The sequence below is a fragment of the Rhodoferax sp. BLA1 genome, assembly GCF_013416775.1.
Classification (GTDB): domain Bacteria; phylum Pseudomonadota; class Gammaproteobacteria; order Burkholderiales; family Burkholderiaceae_C; genus Rhodoferax.
In genome coordinates this window covers 457,468-474,060 of record NZ_SZVI01000009.1, presented here as the reverse complement: position 1 = coordinate 474,060, position 16,593 = coordinate 457,468, and the positions used below count along the sequence as shown (strand labels likewise).

General features: G+C 59.8%; 16 protein-coding genes. 9 read left to right on the top strand and 7 right to left on the bottom strand.

All coding sequences use genetic code 11. The annotated features are described in order from the left end of the window. Positions 1-18: 18 nt before the first annotated feature. From FDG13_RS10695 to FDG13_RS10680, 4 genes are read right to left on the bottom strand one after another with little or no spacing between them, the layout of a single operon-like run. A complete protein-coding gene (locus tag FDG13_RS10695) occupies positions 19-201 on the bottom strand; it encodes a Trm112 family protein (protein WP_075587109.1) in 183 nt (60 codons plus the stop codon). Between the two features lie 17 nt (positions 202-218). Next, positions 219-1,241, bottom strand: coding sequence for a tetraacyldisaccharide 4'-kinase (lpxK, locus tag FDG13_RS10690; protein WP_180127455.1), 1,023 nt, complete (start codon positions 1,239-1,241; stop codon positions 219-221). Positions 1,242-1,301: 60 nt separating this feature from the next. Beyond that, positions 1,302-1,721 (bottom strand): biopolymer transporter ExbD, encoded by a 420-nt coding sequence (locus FDG13_RS10685; RefSeq protein ID WP_078363408.1) that lies wholly within the window; start codon positions 1,719-1,721, stop codon positions 1,302-1,304. Positions 1,722-1,733: 12 nt separating this feature from the next. Next, positions 1,734-2,360, bottom strand: a complete 627-nt coding sequence (locus FDG13_RS10680) for a MotA/TolQ/ExbB proton channel family protein (RefSeq protein ID WP_078363407.1) — start codon at positions 2,358-2,360, stop codon at positions 1,734-1,736. Positions 2,361-2,675: 315 nt separating this feature from the next. On the opposite strand from FDG13_RS10680, the gene xseA reads away from it, so the two are divergent. Both xseA and FDG13_RS21120 read left to right on the top strand, forming a co-directional pair. Beyond that, a complete protein-coding gene (gene xseA, locus FDG13_RS10675) occupies positions 2,676-4,022 on the top strand; it encodes an exodeoxyribonuclease VII large subunit (RefSeq protein ID WP_255435191.1) in 1,347 nt (448 codons plus the stop codon). A gap of 45 nt (positions 4,023-4,067) precedes the next feature. Continuing rightward, a complete protein-coding gene (locus tag FDG13_RS21120) occupies positions 4,068-4,649 on the top strand; it encodes a superoxide dismutase (protein WP_242473136.1) in 582 nt (193 codons plus the stop codon). Between the two features lie 110 nt (positions 4,650-4,759). Here the strand turns inward: FDG13_RS21120 and FDG13_RS10670 are convergent, their stop codons facing one another. After that, positions 4,760-5,203 carry a DUF192 domain-containing protein gene (locus FDG13_RS10670; protein ID WP_180127453.1) on the bottom strand — a complete coding sequence of 148 codons (444 nt, stop codon included), beginning with the start codon at positions 5,201-5,203 and terminating at the stop codon, positions 4,760-4,762. Positions 5,204-5,395: 192 nt separating this feature from the next. On the opposite strand from FDG13_RS10670, the gene icd reads away from it, so the two are divergent. Next, positions 5,396-6,649: an NADP-dependent isocitrate dehydrogenase gene (gene icd, locus FDG13_RS10665; protein ID WP_180127451.1), complete on the top strand. Its 1,254-nt coding sequence runs from the start codon at positions 5,396-5,398 to the stop codon at positions 6,647-6,649. A gap of 94 nt (positions 6,650-6,743) precedes the next feature. Here icd and FDG13_RS10660 read toward each other — a convergent pair whose 3' ends face one another. Then, positions 6,744-7,664 carry a Ppx/GppA family phosphatase gene (locus FDG13_RS10660; protein WP_180127449.1) on the bottom strand — a complete coding sequence of 307 codons (921 nt, stop codon included), beginning with the start codon at positions 7,662-7,664 and terminating at the stop codon, positions 6,744-6,746. Between the two features lie 272 nt (positions 7,665-7,936). On the opposite strand from FDG13_RS10660, the gene FDG13_RS10655 reads away from it, so the two are divergent. From FDG13_RS10655 to glgC, 6 genes are all read left to right on the top strand, one after another. Continuing rightward, positions 7,937-8,149, top strand: a complete 213-nt coding sequence (locus FDG13_RS10655; RefSeq protein WP_180127446.1) for a hypothetical protein — start codon at positions 7,937-7,939, stop codon at positions 8,147-8,149. Positions 8,150-8,171: 22 nt separating this feature from the next. Next, complete coding sequence (locus FDG13_RS10650) at positions 8,172-9,479, top strand: CorA family divalent cation transporter (RefSeq protein WP_180127444.1); 1,308 nt, start codon at positions 8,172-8,174, stop codon at positions 9,477-9,479. A 337-nt stretch (positions 9,480-9,816) separates the two neighbouring features. Further along, positions 9,817-10,830, top strand: coding sequence for a M14 family zinc carboxypeptidase (locus tag FDG13_RS10645; RefSeq protein ID WP_180127442.1), 1,014 nt, complete (start codon positions 9,817-9,819; stop codon positions 10,828-10,830). Between the two features lie 6 nt (positions 10,831-10,836). Beyond that, complete coding sequence (locus FDG13_RS10640; RefSeq protein ID WP_180127441.1) at positions 10,837-11,583, top strand: alpha/beta fold hydrolase; 747 nt, start codon at positions 10,837-10,839, stop codon at positions 11,581-11,583. Positions 11,584-11,684: 101 nt separating this feature from the next. Then, entirely contained in the window at positions 11,685-13,274 is a 1,590-nt protein-coding gene (locus FDG13_RS10635) for a methyl-accepting chemotaxis protein (RefSeq protein ID WP_180127440.1), read from the top strand. 42 nt (positions 13,275-13,316) lie between these two features. Further along, positions 13,317-14,618: a glucose-1-phosphate adenylyltransferase gene (gene glgC / locus FDG13_RS10630; RefSeq protein WP_180127439.1), complete on the top strand. Its 1,302-nt coding sequence runs from the start codon at positions 13,317-13,319 to the stop codon at positions 14,616-14,618. 68 nt (positions 14,619-14,686) lie between these two features. Here glgC and FDG13_RS10625 read toward each other — a convergent pair whose 3' ends face one another. Beyond that, positions 14,687-16,582, bottom strand: coding sequence for a phosphodiesterase (locus tag FDG13_RS10625; RefSeq protein ID WP_180127438.1), 1,896 nt, complete (start codon positions 16,580-16,582; stop codon positions 14,687-14,689). Positions 16,583-16,593 lie beyond the last annotated feature (11 nt).

Here is a 16,593-nt window from a genome sequence, read left to right as displayed (position 1 = left end):
CAGTGGTGGCGTGTGGGCTCAGAGCCCGAGTTCTTCGTCGGTGAGTGTGCGGGCTTCGTTTTCGAGCAGGATCGGGATGCCGTCGCGCACCGGGTAGGCCAGACGGGCACTGCGTGAGGTGAGTTCCTGCGTCTCGCGGTTGTATTCAAGCGGTCCTTTGGTGACCGGGCAAACCAGCAGTTCAAGTAGTCGTGTGTCCATGGCGTGATGATAGCTTCTCAGGGGGGCGTGGCGGGGGCCAACAGGGTCTCAATCCGGCTGTCAAAAGCCTGCCAGGCCTCGTCTGGCAACACCGCCATCAGCGGCACGGCCAGGGCATCGGGGCACAGTGGCCACAGTTTGACCGCGTCTTTTTCGGTGCAAATCAGCCTGTAGCCCTTGTATTCATTGGTTGAAAAGCTCTTGAAATCGTAGTGATCCGGCAGCGCCAGGGTGCTCTGCAGTGTCAAACCCTGCTGGCGCAGCATGGCAAAAAACACCTCGGGCTGGGCAATCGCGGCCAGCGCCAACAGGGGTGCAGTTGGCTGGCTCGCCAGCTCATGCAGCGGGATCTGGCTGCCGTCCTGCGTCACGGCATGGTCAGCCAGTGTGCGCCGAATCCGAAAACCATCAAACATGGGCGCTGTGCCTGAGCGCAGCACCAGGTCCAGTCGACGCGGCCAGGGCTCGCGCAAAGGCCCCGCTGGCAGCAAAAAGCCGTTGCCGACACCGCGCTCGTCAAACACACCAATCTCCAGGTCACGGTGCAAGCTCAGGTGTTGCAGCCCGTCATCACTCAGGATGATCTGGGTTTGTGGGTGGCGCGCCAGCAACGCCTGGGCGGCGTGCACGCGTTCCTCGGCCACAAACACCGGTGCACCGGTACGCCGGTGGATCAGTGCCGGCTCGTCCCCCACCTCTTGCGCCGCGCGCTGGAGGGTGACTTCCTGGCAACCCGCTTGGCTGCGACCATAACCACGCGAAATCACACCCACCCGGATGCCACGCCGCTGCAGATGCTCTACCAGCGCGATCACCACCGGGGTTTTGCCTGCGCCACCCGCCACCACATTGCCCACAATCACCACCGGCACAGCCACACGCCGTGTCGCCAGCAGGCCCGTATGGAACAAGGCAGCGCGTAGCCCAATCAACAGCCGGTAGAGCAGGGACAGCGGCCACAGCGACCAGGCCAGCAGCCCGCGCTGTGTCCAGGCGCGTAACAAGGTCTGCTGCCAGGCAGGGGTGGGTGAAGGGGGCATGGGGCCGACCGTGGGGCTGAGAAAAAGGGTGTTGTCCAGGCTGCTGCTGGCACCGGCGCACTAGTTGGCGCCGGACGACTGGGTGGCAAAGGTGATGTGGGACAGGCCAGCGCGTTTGGCGGCCTCCATCACCGTGATGACCGACTGGTGGCGGGCGGCGGCATCGGCGTAAATGATCACCACCGACTCAGCACCTGCCTTGGCACCCGTTTGCAAAGCGTCGGCCAATTCCGCCACGCTGCGGCCCAGTACCGGCAGTTTGTTGACGCTGAAGTTGCCCTCACTGCTGACTGAGACCAGCACCTCTTTGGGGTAATCACGCTGCGCCTCGGTATCAGCCACCGGCAGACGCAGCTGCAACTCGGTGAACTTGCTGTAGGTGGTGGAGAGCATCAAAAAGATCAGGATCACCAGCAACACGTCGATGAACGGGATCAGATTGATCTCGGGCTCTTCCTTGGGGCGGGGACGAAAGTTCATGCTGAAAAAGCCTTATTTGCGCAAACTGATCAGGTGGCGTGCCAGATGTTCGGCGGCCAGTTCCAGCGTGAGCAAATACTCATCCACCCGGGCGCGGAAATAACGCCAGAAAATCAGCGCCGGGATCGCCACCATCAGGCCAAACGCGGTGTTGTACAAGGCCACCGAAATGCCATGCGCCAGCTGCGCCGGGTTGCCACCGGTGGCACCGCTGGGGGTTTGTGAACCAAAAATCTCGATCATGCCAATCACCGTGCCAAACAGACCCATCAGCGGCGCGGCCGAGGCGATGGTGGCCAACGCACTCAGGTAACGCTCCAGCCGGTGCGCCACCAGGCGGCCGGTACTCTCCATGCCGGCGCGCAACTCATCGTCACTGCAGCGCGGGTTCTGGGTCAGGGTGCGCAGGCCACTGGCCAACACCTCACCCAAGGCCGAATTTTTCTCCAGCTGGTTGATGACTTCGGCACCGGGCACACCGTTGCGGGTCACCGTCATCACCTCGTCGAGCAAACTGGGGGGCGCCACCTTGGCCACTTTGAGACTCAGAAAACGCTCGATCACCAGGGCCAGCGCCAGGATGGAGCAGGCGATCAAGGGCCAGATCGGCCAGCCTGCGGCTTGTATGATGGAAAACAAATTGGGACTCCGCTCGTGAGAATAGCCGGGCAATTATGGCGCAGCCCTTGTGCCGTGAAGCACACCGACTGCCCACAATTTCTGTGGATAACTTTGTGGAGAAGCCCTGGTGCAAGTGGCTGCAAGCCGCATGCAGCTTGGATCCTGACACCTTGATGACAAATTAGGCAGTAAAAAATTCAATGAAATCAATGGTCTTTACCGAAGTTGCGAGATTCTTCGCTCCTGTTTTTGGGTCCCGGGTAGTTTCACCAAACTGTGGACGACTTGTATTTGGCGTCTCCAGCACACGCCATTTGTCAACGGGTTTGTGTCATGGTTGATATAAAAAATACACAGGGTAAACCCCTGGTGTGGGCCGTGGGCGCCTTGTGCAGAGCGATTGCCGATGCGCTGCAGGCGCGCTTTAACCCGGTGACGGTGCGCGGCGAGTTGTCGGGCTTTTCGCGTGCGGCCAGTGGCCACTGTTATTTCACGTTGAAAGATGCCAGCGGCCAGTTGCGCTGCGCCATGTTCAAACGTGCCGCCAGCACACTGGATTTTGCGCCACGCGACGGTGAACTGGTGGAGGTGATGGGCAAACTCGGTGTGTATGAGCCGCGTGGTGACCTGCAGCTGATTGTCGACAGCATGCGCCGCGCCGGGCAGGGCAACCTGTTTGAGCAGTTTTTGTTGCTCAAGGCCAAGCTGGAGGCTGAGGGTCTGTTTGATGCATCGCGCAAACGGCCTTTGCCGGTGATGCCACGCGCCATCGGGCTGGTCACCTCGCTTGGTGCGGCAGCCTTGCATGATGTGGTGACGGCGCTGCGCCGACGTGTGCCCCACATCCCGGTGGTGCTGGCGCCAGCCTCGGTGCAGGGCTTGGCGGCACCCGCCGAGTTGATCCAGTCACTATCAACTTTGTACCATCTGACCCAGGTGGAACAAGGACTAGAGGCCGATTTTACTTATAAGCGAGCGCGTGGGGTGACGCTACCGCCGCCGGTCGACGTGATCCTGCTGGTGCGCGGTGGTGGGGCTTTGGAAGACCTGTGGGCCTTCAACGACGAGGCGCTGGCCCGTGTCATTGCGAACAGTCCGGTGCCGGTGGTCTGTGGTGTGGGCCATGAAACCGATTTCAGCATCGCCGATTTTGTGGCCGACCTGCGCGCCCCCACCCCCACTGCCGCAGCTGAACTGGTGGCCCAGCCGCGCGAGGCCTGGCTGGGCGCGCTGGACGCGGTGCAGCGTCGCCTGCAAGACGCCCTGGAGCGACACCTGGACCGGCAACACCAGCGCCTGGACAACGCGCTGGCACGGCTGGGTCGGCCCTCGGCCAAACTCGCGGGCCAGCAGTTACGCCTGAGTGCCTGTGCCCAGCGTTTGCAAAGTGGTACCCGGCATACGCTGCAGTTGCGCAGCCAACATCTGCAGCGGCTGGCCGCGCAGTTGCCGATGGCCTTGAGCCGTGGTTTACAGACGCAGTCCCAGCGGTTGGAGCGTGCCCAGCTCCGCCTGGGTTTGCTGGACCCCCATCTGGTGCTGGAGCGGGGTTATGCCTGGCTCAGTGATGGACAAGGCCAGGCGGTCACGCGTGTCAGCCAGACCCATGTCGGGCAGGCCTTGTCAGCCACCCTCATGGACGGCACGGTTGAATTGACCGTGACCGACCAAATCACCTGAAACTTTCTACAATTTGATTTTTCGCAAAACCACTCTGAGGAAATTATGGAACACACCTTGCCCGCTTTGCCCTTTGCCATCGACGCTTTGGCCCCCCACTATTCCAAAGAGACCTTGGAATTCCACCATGGCAAGCACCACAACGCTTATGTGGTCAACCTCAACAACCTGCAAAAAGGCACCGAGTTTGAAAACTTCACCCTCGAAGAGATTGTCAAGAAGTCCAGCGGCGGCATCTACAACAACGCCGCGCAAATCTGGAACCACACCTTCTTCTGGAACTGCATGACCCCCAACGGCGGTGGTGAACCCACCGGCGCCCTGGCCACCGCCATCACCGCCAAGTGGGGCAGCTACGCCGCCTTCCGCGAAGCCTTCGTGAAGTCCGCTGTGGGCAACTTCGGTTCGGGCTGGACCTGGCTGGTGAAAAAGGCCGACGGTTCGCTCGACATCGTCAACATGGGCGCCGCTGGCACCCCGCTGACCACTGGCGACACCGCCATCCTGACGGTCGACGTGTGGGAACACGCTTACTACATCGACTACCGCAACATGCGTCCGAAGTTTGTCGAAACCTTCCTCGATAAGCTGGTCAACTGGTCGTTTGCCCAGGCCAATTTCGCCTGATCAACGCGTCTTTGCCCACAAAAAAGCCACCTTAGCGGTGGCTTTTTTTATAAGAAAAATATGCCTCCAGCCCTTATATTTCAAGGGCTGATAGCTATCAATCAAGAAGTCTATTTGGCAAAGGGTTCACCACCGAGCTTGGTCCCGGCCTTGATGCCTTTTTTGGCAAACCAGCCCTGGTTCATCTCCAGCACATAACGCACCGGTTTTTTCGAGCAATGGGAGTTGGTGGTTTGCGGTTTCATGTCTTCCAGATTCACGATGCTGCCGTCGTCGGCCACAAAGGCAGCGGTCAGTGGCAAGAGGGTGTTCTTCATCCAGAAACATTGTTCGGCGGGTGAGCCAAACACAAACAACATGCCCTCGTTCTGGGGCATTTGCTGGCGGAACATCAGGCCGATTTCTCGCTGCTCGGGGGTGCTTGCCACCTGGGTGTCGATCAGGTACATGCCCGCGCTGAGTTTGATACGTGGCAGGTCCATCTGGGGCGCGTTCTGGGCCAGGCTGGCGCTGGCAGCGGCCCAGCACAGAATGGTGAGGAGAAGTTTATTCATGACCTCATTTTCACGCAAATGCTGCAGTGGATGGCACAGCGCGGGTGATGTGTTGTCGCTGGATGCAGGCGCACGGCATGCACTTGCAGGTGATTAGGAGGAAAAGAGTCAAGTATTGCGTCTAGAATGAAATTCTGGTTCATTCCGAGTGGGTGAGCCTTGTTTTTGATCCATCCACGGAGACTTATATTCATGTACCAGCACATCAAGGTGCCTTCCGAAGGCCAAAAAATCACCGTCAATACCGACTATTCACTGAACGTGCCGGATCAGCCGATCATCCCGTTCATTGAAGGTGATGGCACCGGTTTTGACATCACCCCGGTGATGATCAAGGTGGTGGATGCGGCTGTGGCCAAGGCTTACGGCGGCAAGAAGAAGATCCACTGGATGGAAGTCTATGCCGGTGAAAAATCCACCAAGATTTATGGCCCCGACGTCTGGTTGCCCGAAGAAACCCTGGCCGCCCTGCGCGAGTATGTGGTGTCGATCAAAGGCCCGCTGACCACCCCCGTGGGTGGTGGCATCCGTTCGCTCAACGTGGCCTTGCGCCAGGAGCTGGACCTGTATGTCTGCTTGCGCCCCATTCAGTACTTTGACGGTGTGCCCAGCCCAGTCAAAGAGCCGCAGAAGACCAACATGGTGATCTTCCGCGAAAACTCGGAAGACATCTACGCCGGTATCGAATTTGAAGCCGAGTCGCCCAAGGCACAAAAAATCATCAAGTTCCTGCAAGAGGAAATGGGTGTCACCAAGATCCGTTTCCCCAACACCTCGGGCATCGGCATCAAACCGGTGTCGCGCGAAGGCACTGAGCGCCTGATGCGCAAGGCCGTGCAATACGCCATTGACAACGACAAGCCCAGCGTGACCATCGTGCACAAGGGCAACATCATGAAGTTCACCGAAGGTGGCTTCCGTGACTGGGCTTATGGCCTGGCGCAAAAAGAGTTTGGCGCAGTGCCGATTGACGGCGGCCCATGGTGTTCGTTCAAGAACCCGAAAACCGGCAAAGAAATCACCGTCAAGGACAGCATTGCAGATGCCTTCTTGCAACAGATTTTGCTGCGCCCGGCCGAGTACAGCGTGATTGCCACTCTGAATTTGAACGGTGACTACGTGTCTGACGCGCTGGCCGCACAAGTGGGTGGTATCGGTATTGCCCCGGGTGCCAACCTGTCAGACTCGGTGGCTTGTTTTGAAGCCACGCACGGCACCGCTCCCAAGTACGCTGGCAAGGACTATGTGAACCCGGGTTCCGAGATCCTGTCCGCTGAAATGATGCTGCGTCACATGGGCTGGGTCGAAGCGGCCGATGCCATCATCAAGTCGATGGAACGCTCGATCAAGAGCAAGAAGGTCACCTATGACTTCGCCCGCCTGATGGAAGGTGCAACCCAGGTGAGCTGCTCCGGATTCGGCCAGGTCATGATCGACCACATGTGAGTGATTTGCCACAGCCCCTGGGCTGTGTGTGATTCATAAAAAAAGCCCGGCAGACGTCGGGCTTTTTTTGTGGGCGCCAGAGACCGGGTGAGGCTCAGGCTGGTTGACGCATCAGGTCCATCAGCAGGCCATGGCGCAGGCCACCCAGCGACTGCTCCAGTCGGCTGATGCCCAAGAGGGCAAACAAGGCCCGCATCACACTCAAGCCGCCGCCAATGATGGCCTTGCGGTCTTCACGCAGCCCCATCATGCTGAGTTGACCGGCGCTGTGGGCGGCCAGCAATTTTTCCAGCAGCCAGTCCAGGCCGTCCTGACTGACGTGGCCAGGCGGCCAGCCCGCGGCCGCCAGCACATCCACCACCGCGTTGACGGTGCCTGCTGAGCCGTAGGCCTTGTCCCATTGGTGGGGGGCGCAAAAAGCCAATGCGGGTGCCAACACCGTCTTGGCAGCCTGTTCTGCGGCTGCGAAGGCGGGTGCGCAGAGTTCACCGTCCGGAAAATACTGCATGGACCAGCCGACACTGCCCACTGGGTACGAGGCCATCTGCCGGGTCTGGCTGCCGCTGCCAATGATCAGCTCGGTAGATCGCCCACCAATGTCGATGACCAGACGGCGCTCGTCGGTGGTATCGGGCAGGGCCTGCGCCACACCTTGGTAAATCAGGCGGGCTTCCTGCTCGCCCGAGATCACCTCGATGGCGTGGCCCAGCAAGCGGCCGCCCTGGGTCAGGAACTCGTCGCGGTTGTGGGCCTCACGCAAGGTCTGGGTGGTGACCGCGCTGAGCCGGTCCGGGGCAAAGTCGCGCAAACGTTCACCAAAGCGGCCCAGACAGTCCCAGCCCCGTTGCATGGCCTGTGGCGTTAATCTGGACTGTTGGTCGAGCCCGTTGCCGAGTCGCACCGTTTCTTTGAGGTAGTCGCTGCGGCAAAACTTGCCGCCTTCGACATGGCCTAATTCCAGGCGAAAACTGTTGGAGCCCAAATCCACTGCCGCCAGGCGCATTCCATCTTGCATGTTGGTGATTGCTTTTTTTTGACGGATGTCAGCATAGCATTCAACGCGGCCCCCGTCATTGCAGTGTTCAAGCCGTTGGCGTCCTCGGATGTGCCGAATTTCCTAGGCTTGTTGTGTGAAATCTTGATGACAATTTTGCTAAATGGTTGCCGTGTTTGCTGGCATTTGGCCGCTTGTTGCCTTGGGTCAAAACTTTGGCGCTTTGTCATCTGAGTGACTTGTCCATTGGCTACTATGCCTGCGTGTTTAGGGTCTGAAAGCTTGGAATCATCATGACAAGGCACTTGGACAATCTCGAACGACTGTTTCACAAGCTCTACCGCCGTTATGGCCCCGATGACCCGCTGTGCCGACAGGCGCAGGTGGAGTTTGAGGACAGCAAGGCGGTCGAGCCGATCACCGGTCTGCAGCAGGACTGGAATGTTCCCTATCGCCATCTGATCAAGGATCAGAACAGCGAATTCATGCGGCACACCCGAAGGTGAGCTGGTCTGAGGCGCGGGCTGCATGAGTGTGCCCGCAGAGAAGGTGTCCGAGCTGCTCAAGAAGCAAAAGCGCATTGAGAGTTTGGTCCACAACCAGAGCATGCCGCGACAGGCCATCGTGGAAACGCTGGTTCAGCGCCAACATCTGGCCGAGCTGCACAATCTGCTGTCCCCATGGCCTGCCAGCGAGATTGGCACCATCCTGGAGTCTTTGCCGGTAGACGAGGCGATGTTGTTGTGGGCGCAGTTATCTGCCGAGCGGCAAAACGACGTCTTGTGGGAAATCTCCGATTCACTTCGGGCGCTGCTGGCAGACAGCCGGGAGCCTGCGTTCAACGAAAGCCAGATCAATGCCTTTGTGCTGGTGGATGGGCGTCTGCGGCAAATTGCCGTGGAAGGTCGCAAGAGTCTGGAAGGTCTGCAGCCGATCTGGATCGATCTGCTGGGTGCCAGCAAAGCCGAGCGCAATTTTGTTGGTCTGCATTTTGGCTTGACTTTCTCGGACCCCGATGATGTAACCGACCTGGAAGCGAGCTCACGCTACCGTATTGAAGACAACGGTGACATCCACCTGCATTCCAACTTTTTGCTGGACCGCGAGGGCAAGTCGCGCAGTGTGCCGGTGAGTTTTGTGTTGCATCAGGGGGTTCTTTTCACCTTGCGCAACCAGGAGTTGCCGGTGTTCCGATTACAACGCCGGCGCACCCTGACCCAGCCCGGTTATGTGTCTGACTGCACCGATGTGCTGCTGGACTTGTATGGCGCCGACGTGGAGTACTCGGCCGACTCACTCGAAGACATTTACGCCACCTTGGGTGAGGTCGGGCGCCAGGTGCTCAGCGAGGTCATCACCGACCGTGAGGCCGCCGCCATTCTGGGCGACATTGCCGAGCAAGAGGACCTCAATGGCCGCATCCGGGGCAACATCCTGGACACCCAGCGCGCCATCCATTTTTTGATCCGCAGCAAGATCATGTCGACCTCACAAGGGGAGGACGCTCGGCAGATCCTGCACAACATCGAGTCACTCAACAGCCACACCTCGTTTCTGTTCGACAAGATCAACTTCCTGATGGATGCCACCATTGGCTTCATCAACATCAACCAGAACCGGCGCATCAACCAGCTGACGGTGTTTGGTGTGGTGTTCACCCCCATCAATATTCTGGCGGGCATGGGTGGCATGTCCGAGTTTTCGATGATGACCCAAGGCATTCCCTGGCCGGTGGCGTATGGTGCGTTTCTGGGTGGGGCGGTACTGATCGGCGTCATCACGTTTCTGGCACTCAAACATCTGGAAAGTCGACAGACCCGCGTCAAGAGGCTGTGAGCCGCTGGGCTGGTGCGGTGATCCCAAGGCGCCATGCCTGGCTGCTGTGAAGCGCTCAGCGTTTGGTCAAGCGGCGTGCCCGCTGCAGAGAAATCAGCTCCAGGATGCCCCACACCAGGCAGGCGGGTATGGCCAACAGGCGAAAAAAATTGGCTTTGAGGGGCATGGTGTGGGTGTCAGGGTGGCAGATGGTTGATGAAGTTAGCCCATGCGGGTGACAACGGTGTGACAGCACTCACAGCCCGTGAAGCAGGCCCTTGTCACGTGCTTGACATGTCCGCCCACTAGCCTCTTGTCGCATGTTGCCTGCACAACGCCTTGTTGAACCAGAAACCCCGTGACCACACCCAAGTTACCTGAGCTGGATGCGCTGGAGCGTGTCATCGAATTGGGTGCCGGGCGTTTGTCGTCACGCGTGGCCTGTCAGGTGAGTTTGCCCGGTGGCGGTACCTACCCGGTGCATGTCATCTGCCTTGGCAACCCCGACGTGGCTGTGCCTGGGGTGGGCTATTTTGGGGGGGTGCATGGTCTGGAGCGCATTGGGGCGGAGGTGGTGATTGCGTACCTGCACAGCCTGGTGATGCGGCTGCAGTGGGACAGTGCCTTGCACCGGCAGCTCGAAACCGTGCGCCTGGTGTTTATGCCAATCATCAACCCAGGTGGCATGGCGCTGGGCACGCGTGCCAACCCCAATGGGGTGGATCTGATGCGCAATGCCCCGGTCAACGCCAGTGACCCGGTGCCGTTTCTAGTGGGTGGGCAGCGCATCAGCTCGGGGCTGCCCTGGTATCGTGGCCCCAAAAGTGGGGTGATGGAGCTTGAAAACCAGGCGCTGTGTGAGGTGGTAGCGGCTGAGTTACTGACGCGCGACTTCAGTGTTTCGGTTGACTGTCACTCTGGCTTTGGTGCGCGTGACCGTGTCTGGTTTCCGTTTGCGCACAAACGTGCGCCCATGGCACACCTGGCAGAAATGCAAGCCCTTAAACACATTTTTGTGCAGTCCAACAACCACCACCGTTACCTGATTGAGCCGCAAAGCCTGCAGTATCTGGCGCATGGTGATGTGTGGGATCACCTGTATCTGCAGTCCTGTGCGCAGTCTGATCGGGTTTTTTTGCCTTTGACGCTGGAGATGGGCTCTTGGCTGTGGGTCAAGAAAAATCCGCGCCAGCTGTTTTCGCGCCACGGCATGTTCAACCCGCTGATCGAGCATCGCCAACAGCGTGTGCTGCGTCAGCACCAGTTGCTGCTGGATTTTTTGTCGCGCGCGGCCTGTGGTTACCGCCTGTGGTTGCCCAGCGCAGAGACCCGGGCGCAACACCATGCCCAAGCCTTGCAAGATTGGTACTGAACAAACATGGCCACCTGGATTTTGTTACGCGGACTGACCCGGGAGAGCCGCCATTGGGGTGACTTTCTGGGCCTGTTCCAGCAGGCTTTTCCAGGGGACACGGTGGTGACCCTGGACTTGCCTGGCAACGGGCGTCTGAACTATCAGCGCAGCCCAACGACTGTCGAGGGCCTGGTCGCGGATTGCCGCGCCCAGCTGGCCCAGCGCCAGATGGCGCCACCCTACCATCTGTTGGCGATGTCGCTGGGTGCGATGGTGGCGGTGGCCTGGTCACACAGTCGCCCTGAGGAGGTGGCCGCCCAGGTGCTCATCAACACCAGCATGCGGCCCTTCAACCCGTTTTACCAGCGCCTGCGACCCGCCAATTACCTCAGCTTGCTGCGCCTGGCCTGGCCCGGCACCTCGGACGAGCTGTGTGAACAAACCATTTTGCGCATCACCAGCCGTGGAAGGGATGCCTCTGTTTTGCCGCAGTGGCTGGCGCTGCGTCGTGCCAACCCGGTGTCGGGTGGCAATGCCCTGTGCCAGCTGTGGGCGGCGGCCCGCTTTTGTGCACCTGCTGGCCCCTTGGCTGTGCCCAGTCTGTTGTTGGCCAGCGAGCTGGACAACCTTGTCAGTGTGGCCTGTTCACGCCGCCTGGCGGCGGTCTGGCAATGCCCCTTGCAGATACATCCTGGCGCCGGCCATGACTTGCCGCTGGACGACGGACCCTGGGTCTTGGCACGTGTGGCGCAGTGGCTGTCACAGCGCTGAAATATCAGTGACACACAATACTTTCTACAGGCTCAGTGCTGGTTTTGGGACGTCATTTGTCTGGCCAGCACAGGTCGATGATTAGGAAAGAGAAGTCGTTCATGTCACATCGTTATGACGCGTCTGCCACCGGGGCCACGGGCTCGTTTTCGCGCAAGATAGCGGTCGTTCTGGCGCTGGTTCTGGCGGTGGCTTTGCTGGGCTCAAGCATTGGGTTCTGGTCACTGCAACGTGTCAGTGGGGACACCGAGCGCATGGTGGGTGAGGTCATGGTCACCGAGCGCCTGGCGGCCGACCTGCAGCGCCATATTCTGGTGAATGTGGCCCGCACCAAAGGTTTGGCCTTGAGTTCTGAGCCCCAGGTCGGTGATGTCCTGATGCCAGAGATCAAACAGACGGCCGACCAGGTAGCGGCCTTGCTGGTTCAACTCGGTGACAAACTCACAGCGCCAGAAGACCAAGCCACCTTGGTCCGCATGCAAGCCGCCAACACCCGGTTTGCCAAATCACTGCAGGATCTGATTGCGGCGCGTGACGGTGGTGTCACCGCCAAGATTGAGCAGGCCTACACCGAACAGTTCACACCCGCAGCCACCGAGTTGCAGGCTGCAGTGAAACAACTCGAGGATGCCCAGCGGGCCAAGATCGACACCTCGGCGCAGGGTATTGCTGGACTGAGCCTGAACGCACGCTGGGGCCTGGTGGTCTTCAGTGTGTGTGCCTTGTTGCTGGGTGCAGTGTTGTCGGTCTGGCTGATTCGCAGCATCAAAACACCGATCCAGCTGGCGGTGGACACCGCCGATCGGGTGGCCTCGCTCGATTTGACGCACCACTTTGGCGGCCACAACCGCGATGAAGCTGGTCGGCTGCTGATTGCCCTGAGCCGCATGCAAACGTCTTTGCACACTTTGGTGCACCAGGTGCAGACCGCCAGCCACAGTGTGGCCGAAGGCTCCACGGAGATTGCCGCTGGCAACCTGGATTTGTCGAGCCGGATCGAGACGGCGGCGTCCTATCTGCAGCAAACCGCCGCCTCCATCGAGGATGTGGCGGCCAACATGCACAGCTCGCTACTGGCCGCCAGCCGGGGTGATGCGCTGGCCAAATCAGCCAGTCAGGAGGCCACCCAGGGCAGCGCCGTGATGGCCGAGGTGATGCAGACCATGCAAGACATCCACACCTCGTCCCGCCAGATTGTGGAGATCATTGCGGTGATTGATGGCATTGCCTTTCAGACCAATATTCTGGCGCTCAACGCCGCGGTGGAAGCAGCGCGTGCCGGTGAGCAAGGGCGTGGTTTTGCGGTGGTGGCGGCCGAGGTGCGGACCCTGGCCAACCGGTCTGCGCAAGCGGCCCGTGAGATCAAATCACTGATCGGGTCTTCTGCCAGCAAGATCGAACTCGGCACCCAGAAGGCCCAACAAGCGCTTGACACCATGGTGCACATGGTGGACTCGGTCAAACGTGTCTCGGCGGCCATTGGCGAGATCCATGCGGGCAGTGTGGCCCTGAGCGGCACCATGACCAACATCAACCAGGCGGTGACCCAGCTCGACAGCCTGACCCAGCAGAACGCGGCGGTGGTCGAAGAGTCGGCCGCAGCGGCGCAGAACCTGCAGGACCAGGCCGCAGGGCTGCGCGATGTGGCCGCCCAGTTCAGATTGCCTTCGATGGCGCTGCTGCTGACCTGAGACTGTCAGCGCTGGCGCATGGTCTAAACCAGGAGACACACCATGAGATTTGAGCCAGAGCCAGACGAGCGCAGCGGGCGCCGACACGAACCGCGTTTTGTCAGCCAGGTCACCCGCAACACCTTTGCCATGATCCTGGAGGGTGGCCACGCCGGCAGCCTGCACGAGCTGACCGACTGGCGTTCCAAACCGGCGCTGGCTTTTGGTGGCAAGTTCCGCATCATCGATTTTGTGTTGTCCAACTGTGTGAACTCCGGGGTGCGGCGCGTGGGTGTGGCCACCCAGTACCGGGCGCAAAGCCTGATCCGTCATTTGCAACTGGGGTGGAGTTTTCTGGACGGTCGCCTGGGCGAGTTCATCGAGATCATGCCGGCCCAGCAGCAACTCAACGAGTCGCAGTGGTACCGCGGCAGTGCGGATGCGGTGTTCCAGAACCTGCGCGAAATTCGCCGGGCTGCGCCGCGTTATGTGCTGGTGCTCTCAGGGGACCACATCTACCGCATGGACTATGGTCGCATCCTGGCCGCGCATGTGGAGCGCCAGGCCGACCTGACCCTGGCCTGTATGCCGGTGCCTGCCAGTGAGGCGCAGCGTTTTGCGTCGCTGGTGCTGGATGACACGCAGCGTGTGGTGGGGCTGGGTAGCAGCAACGGGCAGCCCCAGAGTGGTGAGAGCGCCTCGGTGATGGTCAGCATGGGCATTTACGTCTTCAACGCCGACTTCTTGTACGCCCAGTTGCAGCGGGATGCCGATGACCCCAACTCCAGCCACAACTTTTGCCAAGACGTGATTCCCCATTGTGTTCGCCAGCACCGCGTGTACGCGCAGAACTACGCAGACAGCCGCGTGGGAGACCTCGATAAACCTGCGTATTGGCGAGATGTGCACAGCCTGGACGCGTATTGGACGGCCAATATGGATCTGGTTCAGGTCACGCCCCATCTGAACCTGTATGACAACGAGTGGCCGATCTGGACCTGGCAGCCACACAGCCCGCCCGCCAAGTTTGTGCACGACGAACCCGGCCGCCAAGGCACAGCTTTGGACTCTCTGGTGGCTTGTGGCTGCATCATCAGCGGCGCCACGGTGCGGCGCAGCATGTTGTTCTCAGACGTGCGTATCCACAACCATTGCCTGGTGGAGGACGCGATCATCTTGTCCAATGTCCAGGTGGGTGCCAACTGCATCCTGAAAAAATGCATCATTGACAAGAACTGCACGGTGCCGGAGGGCACCCAGATTGGCCTGGACCCGGTGGCAGACGCCAAGCGTTTTCATGTGACGGAGGGTGGTGTCACCCTGGTCACCCGGGTGATGCTGGGGCAGGAAGTGGCCTTGTTTTGAGATCGGCCTGGCGCGCCAAGTTTATTGGAAAAAAGTGCTTCCAGCCCTTATTTATTAAGAGTTTATTGCTACAAACTTGCTAACAACATACCTTTGTTGACACGGATCTGCAGACCTTTCTCGCTGGTCTTGGCATCGTGTTTGGCGCGTGCCGCGACCGAGGCCACCTGTTCGGCATTGGTGAACTCATCGTGGTGGATGATGACGGCACCGATGGACAAGGTGGTCAGTGGGAAGAACCGTGGCACACCGTGCCGGTCTTCGGCCTGGATGCCACCTGCCGCACGTGCAGTCTCGTCAAACAAGGCGCGGGCCTGCTGCGCAAACTCCGCAATGATGGCTTCACACTGCATCTGCCAGTTATCGCTCTGGTACAGCAAAATGAAATCGTCCCCACCCACATGGCCGACAAAGTCCCGTCGCGGATCGCAATGTGCCTGGCACAGGCTGGCCAGCAGGCGGATCATTTCGTCGCCACGCCAGTAACCATACTGGTCGTTGAAGGGTTTGAAGTTGTTCAAATCGGCATAACACGCCACAAAGGGCACACCGCTGGCCAACAGCCGTTCAATGTGTTGTGAGATCGGGATGTTGCCGGGCAAAAAGGTCAGTGGGTTGGCATGGCGGGCCGCTTCGATGCGGGTTTCGGTCACCGAGCGCACCAGCTGTTCACCGGTTCCCATGCCTTCATACCGCCCGTTGTCGGTCACGATGAAGCCGTCCACCAGATAACGCTGGTCGTCCGAGGTCAGGATGCCGACCAGGTCGTCCACGCTGTGGTTGCGCTCGATCACGCGGGGCTCCAGGTTCGCGTGGCTCATGCACGACTTTTGCCCCCAGATTTCGCGGTAATACAGCTTGCTGTACTCGTTCATGAAGGTGGTGCGGTTGATGATGCCCACCGGACGGACCTCATCCACCACCGCGATGGCATGCAGCTTGGGGTGACTGAAAAATACACGCGCCAGCTCGTCGTTGGTGGCTGTCGGGCTGACGGTTGGCGCCTTGATCACCGCCAGGCGGCTGATCGAACCAACGCTGGCTGTGCGTCGCATCTCTGGGAACACGGCGATGCTGCGATCACGCAAGGTCACCCGGGCTTTGGGTTCAATTTGAAAGCGTGGCAGGTGCGCAGGACGCCCCAGCAGGTAACCTTGCCCATACGGAATACCCATGTCGCGCAGGACATGAAGGTCTTCTTCGGTTTCAATGCCCTCGGCAATCAGCGCGGTGCCAAAAATGGCTGCAATTTGCTGCAGGGCCTGGATGGTTTTGAGCTTGTCGGCGAACTGGCTGATGTCTTTGGTGAAGTATTTGTCGATCTTGACAAACTCAGGTTTGATTTGGGACCACAAGCGCAAGCTCGAACGTCCATCCCCAAAATCGTCCAGCGCCAGGCTCACACCCGCTGCGCGAATCTGGCGCACCGCCAGGGCCAGTTGGTCCATGTCGGCCACCCGCTCGTATTCGGTGATCTCCAACACCAACATGCGGGGTGAGATGCCCAGCGTGTTGGCCACCGCCATCAGGCCCTCAAACTCGCATTGCGCCAGTGCCTGGATCAGTGCGTCCGCGCTGATGTTGAGGAACAGGCGTCCGGCCTCACGCAAACTGCCCCAGCGTGCCATGGCCGTCAGCACACACTGGTTTTCGAATTCAAAGTTCAGGCTCTCAAACTCAGCCGCCTGCAAGAGTTTGTCAGGGGTGTGCAGCGGCGAGCCCTCCGGCCCCCGGATCAGTGCCTCGTGGGCATAGATGCTGCCGTCTTCGAGCGATGCAATCGGCTGAAACACCGGGTACAGCATCTTGCGCCGCAGCAAAGTCGCCAGGGTGCCACGACCACGCCGCACCGCGTTGGAGCTCAGAACCGGTGTCAGGCACTCTGGCTCTGGATAACTGCTCTCCAGCGCGCAGAACTGCGCGACAGGCGGCAAAAAAGACGTCAATACGTGTAAGTCGTTCATCAAGAAGGTGC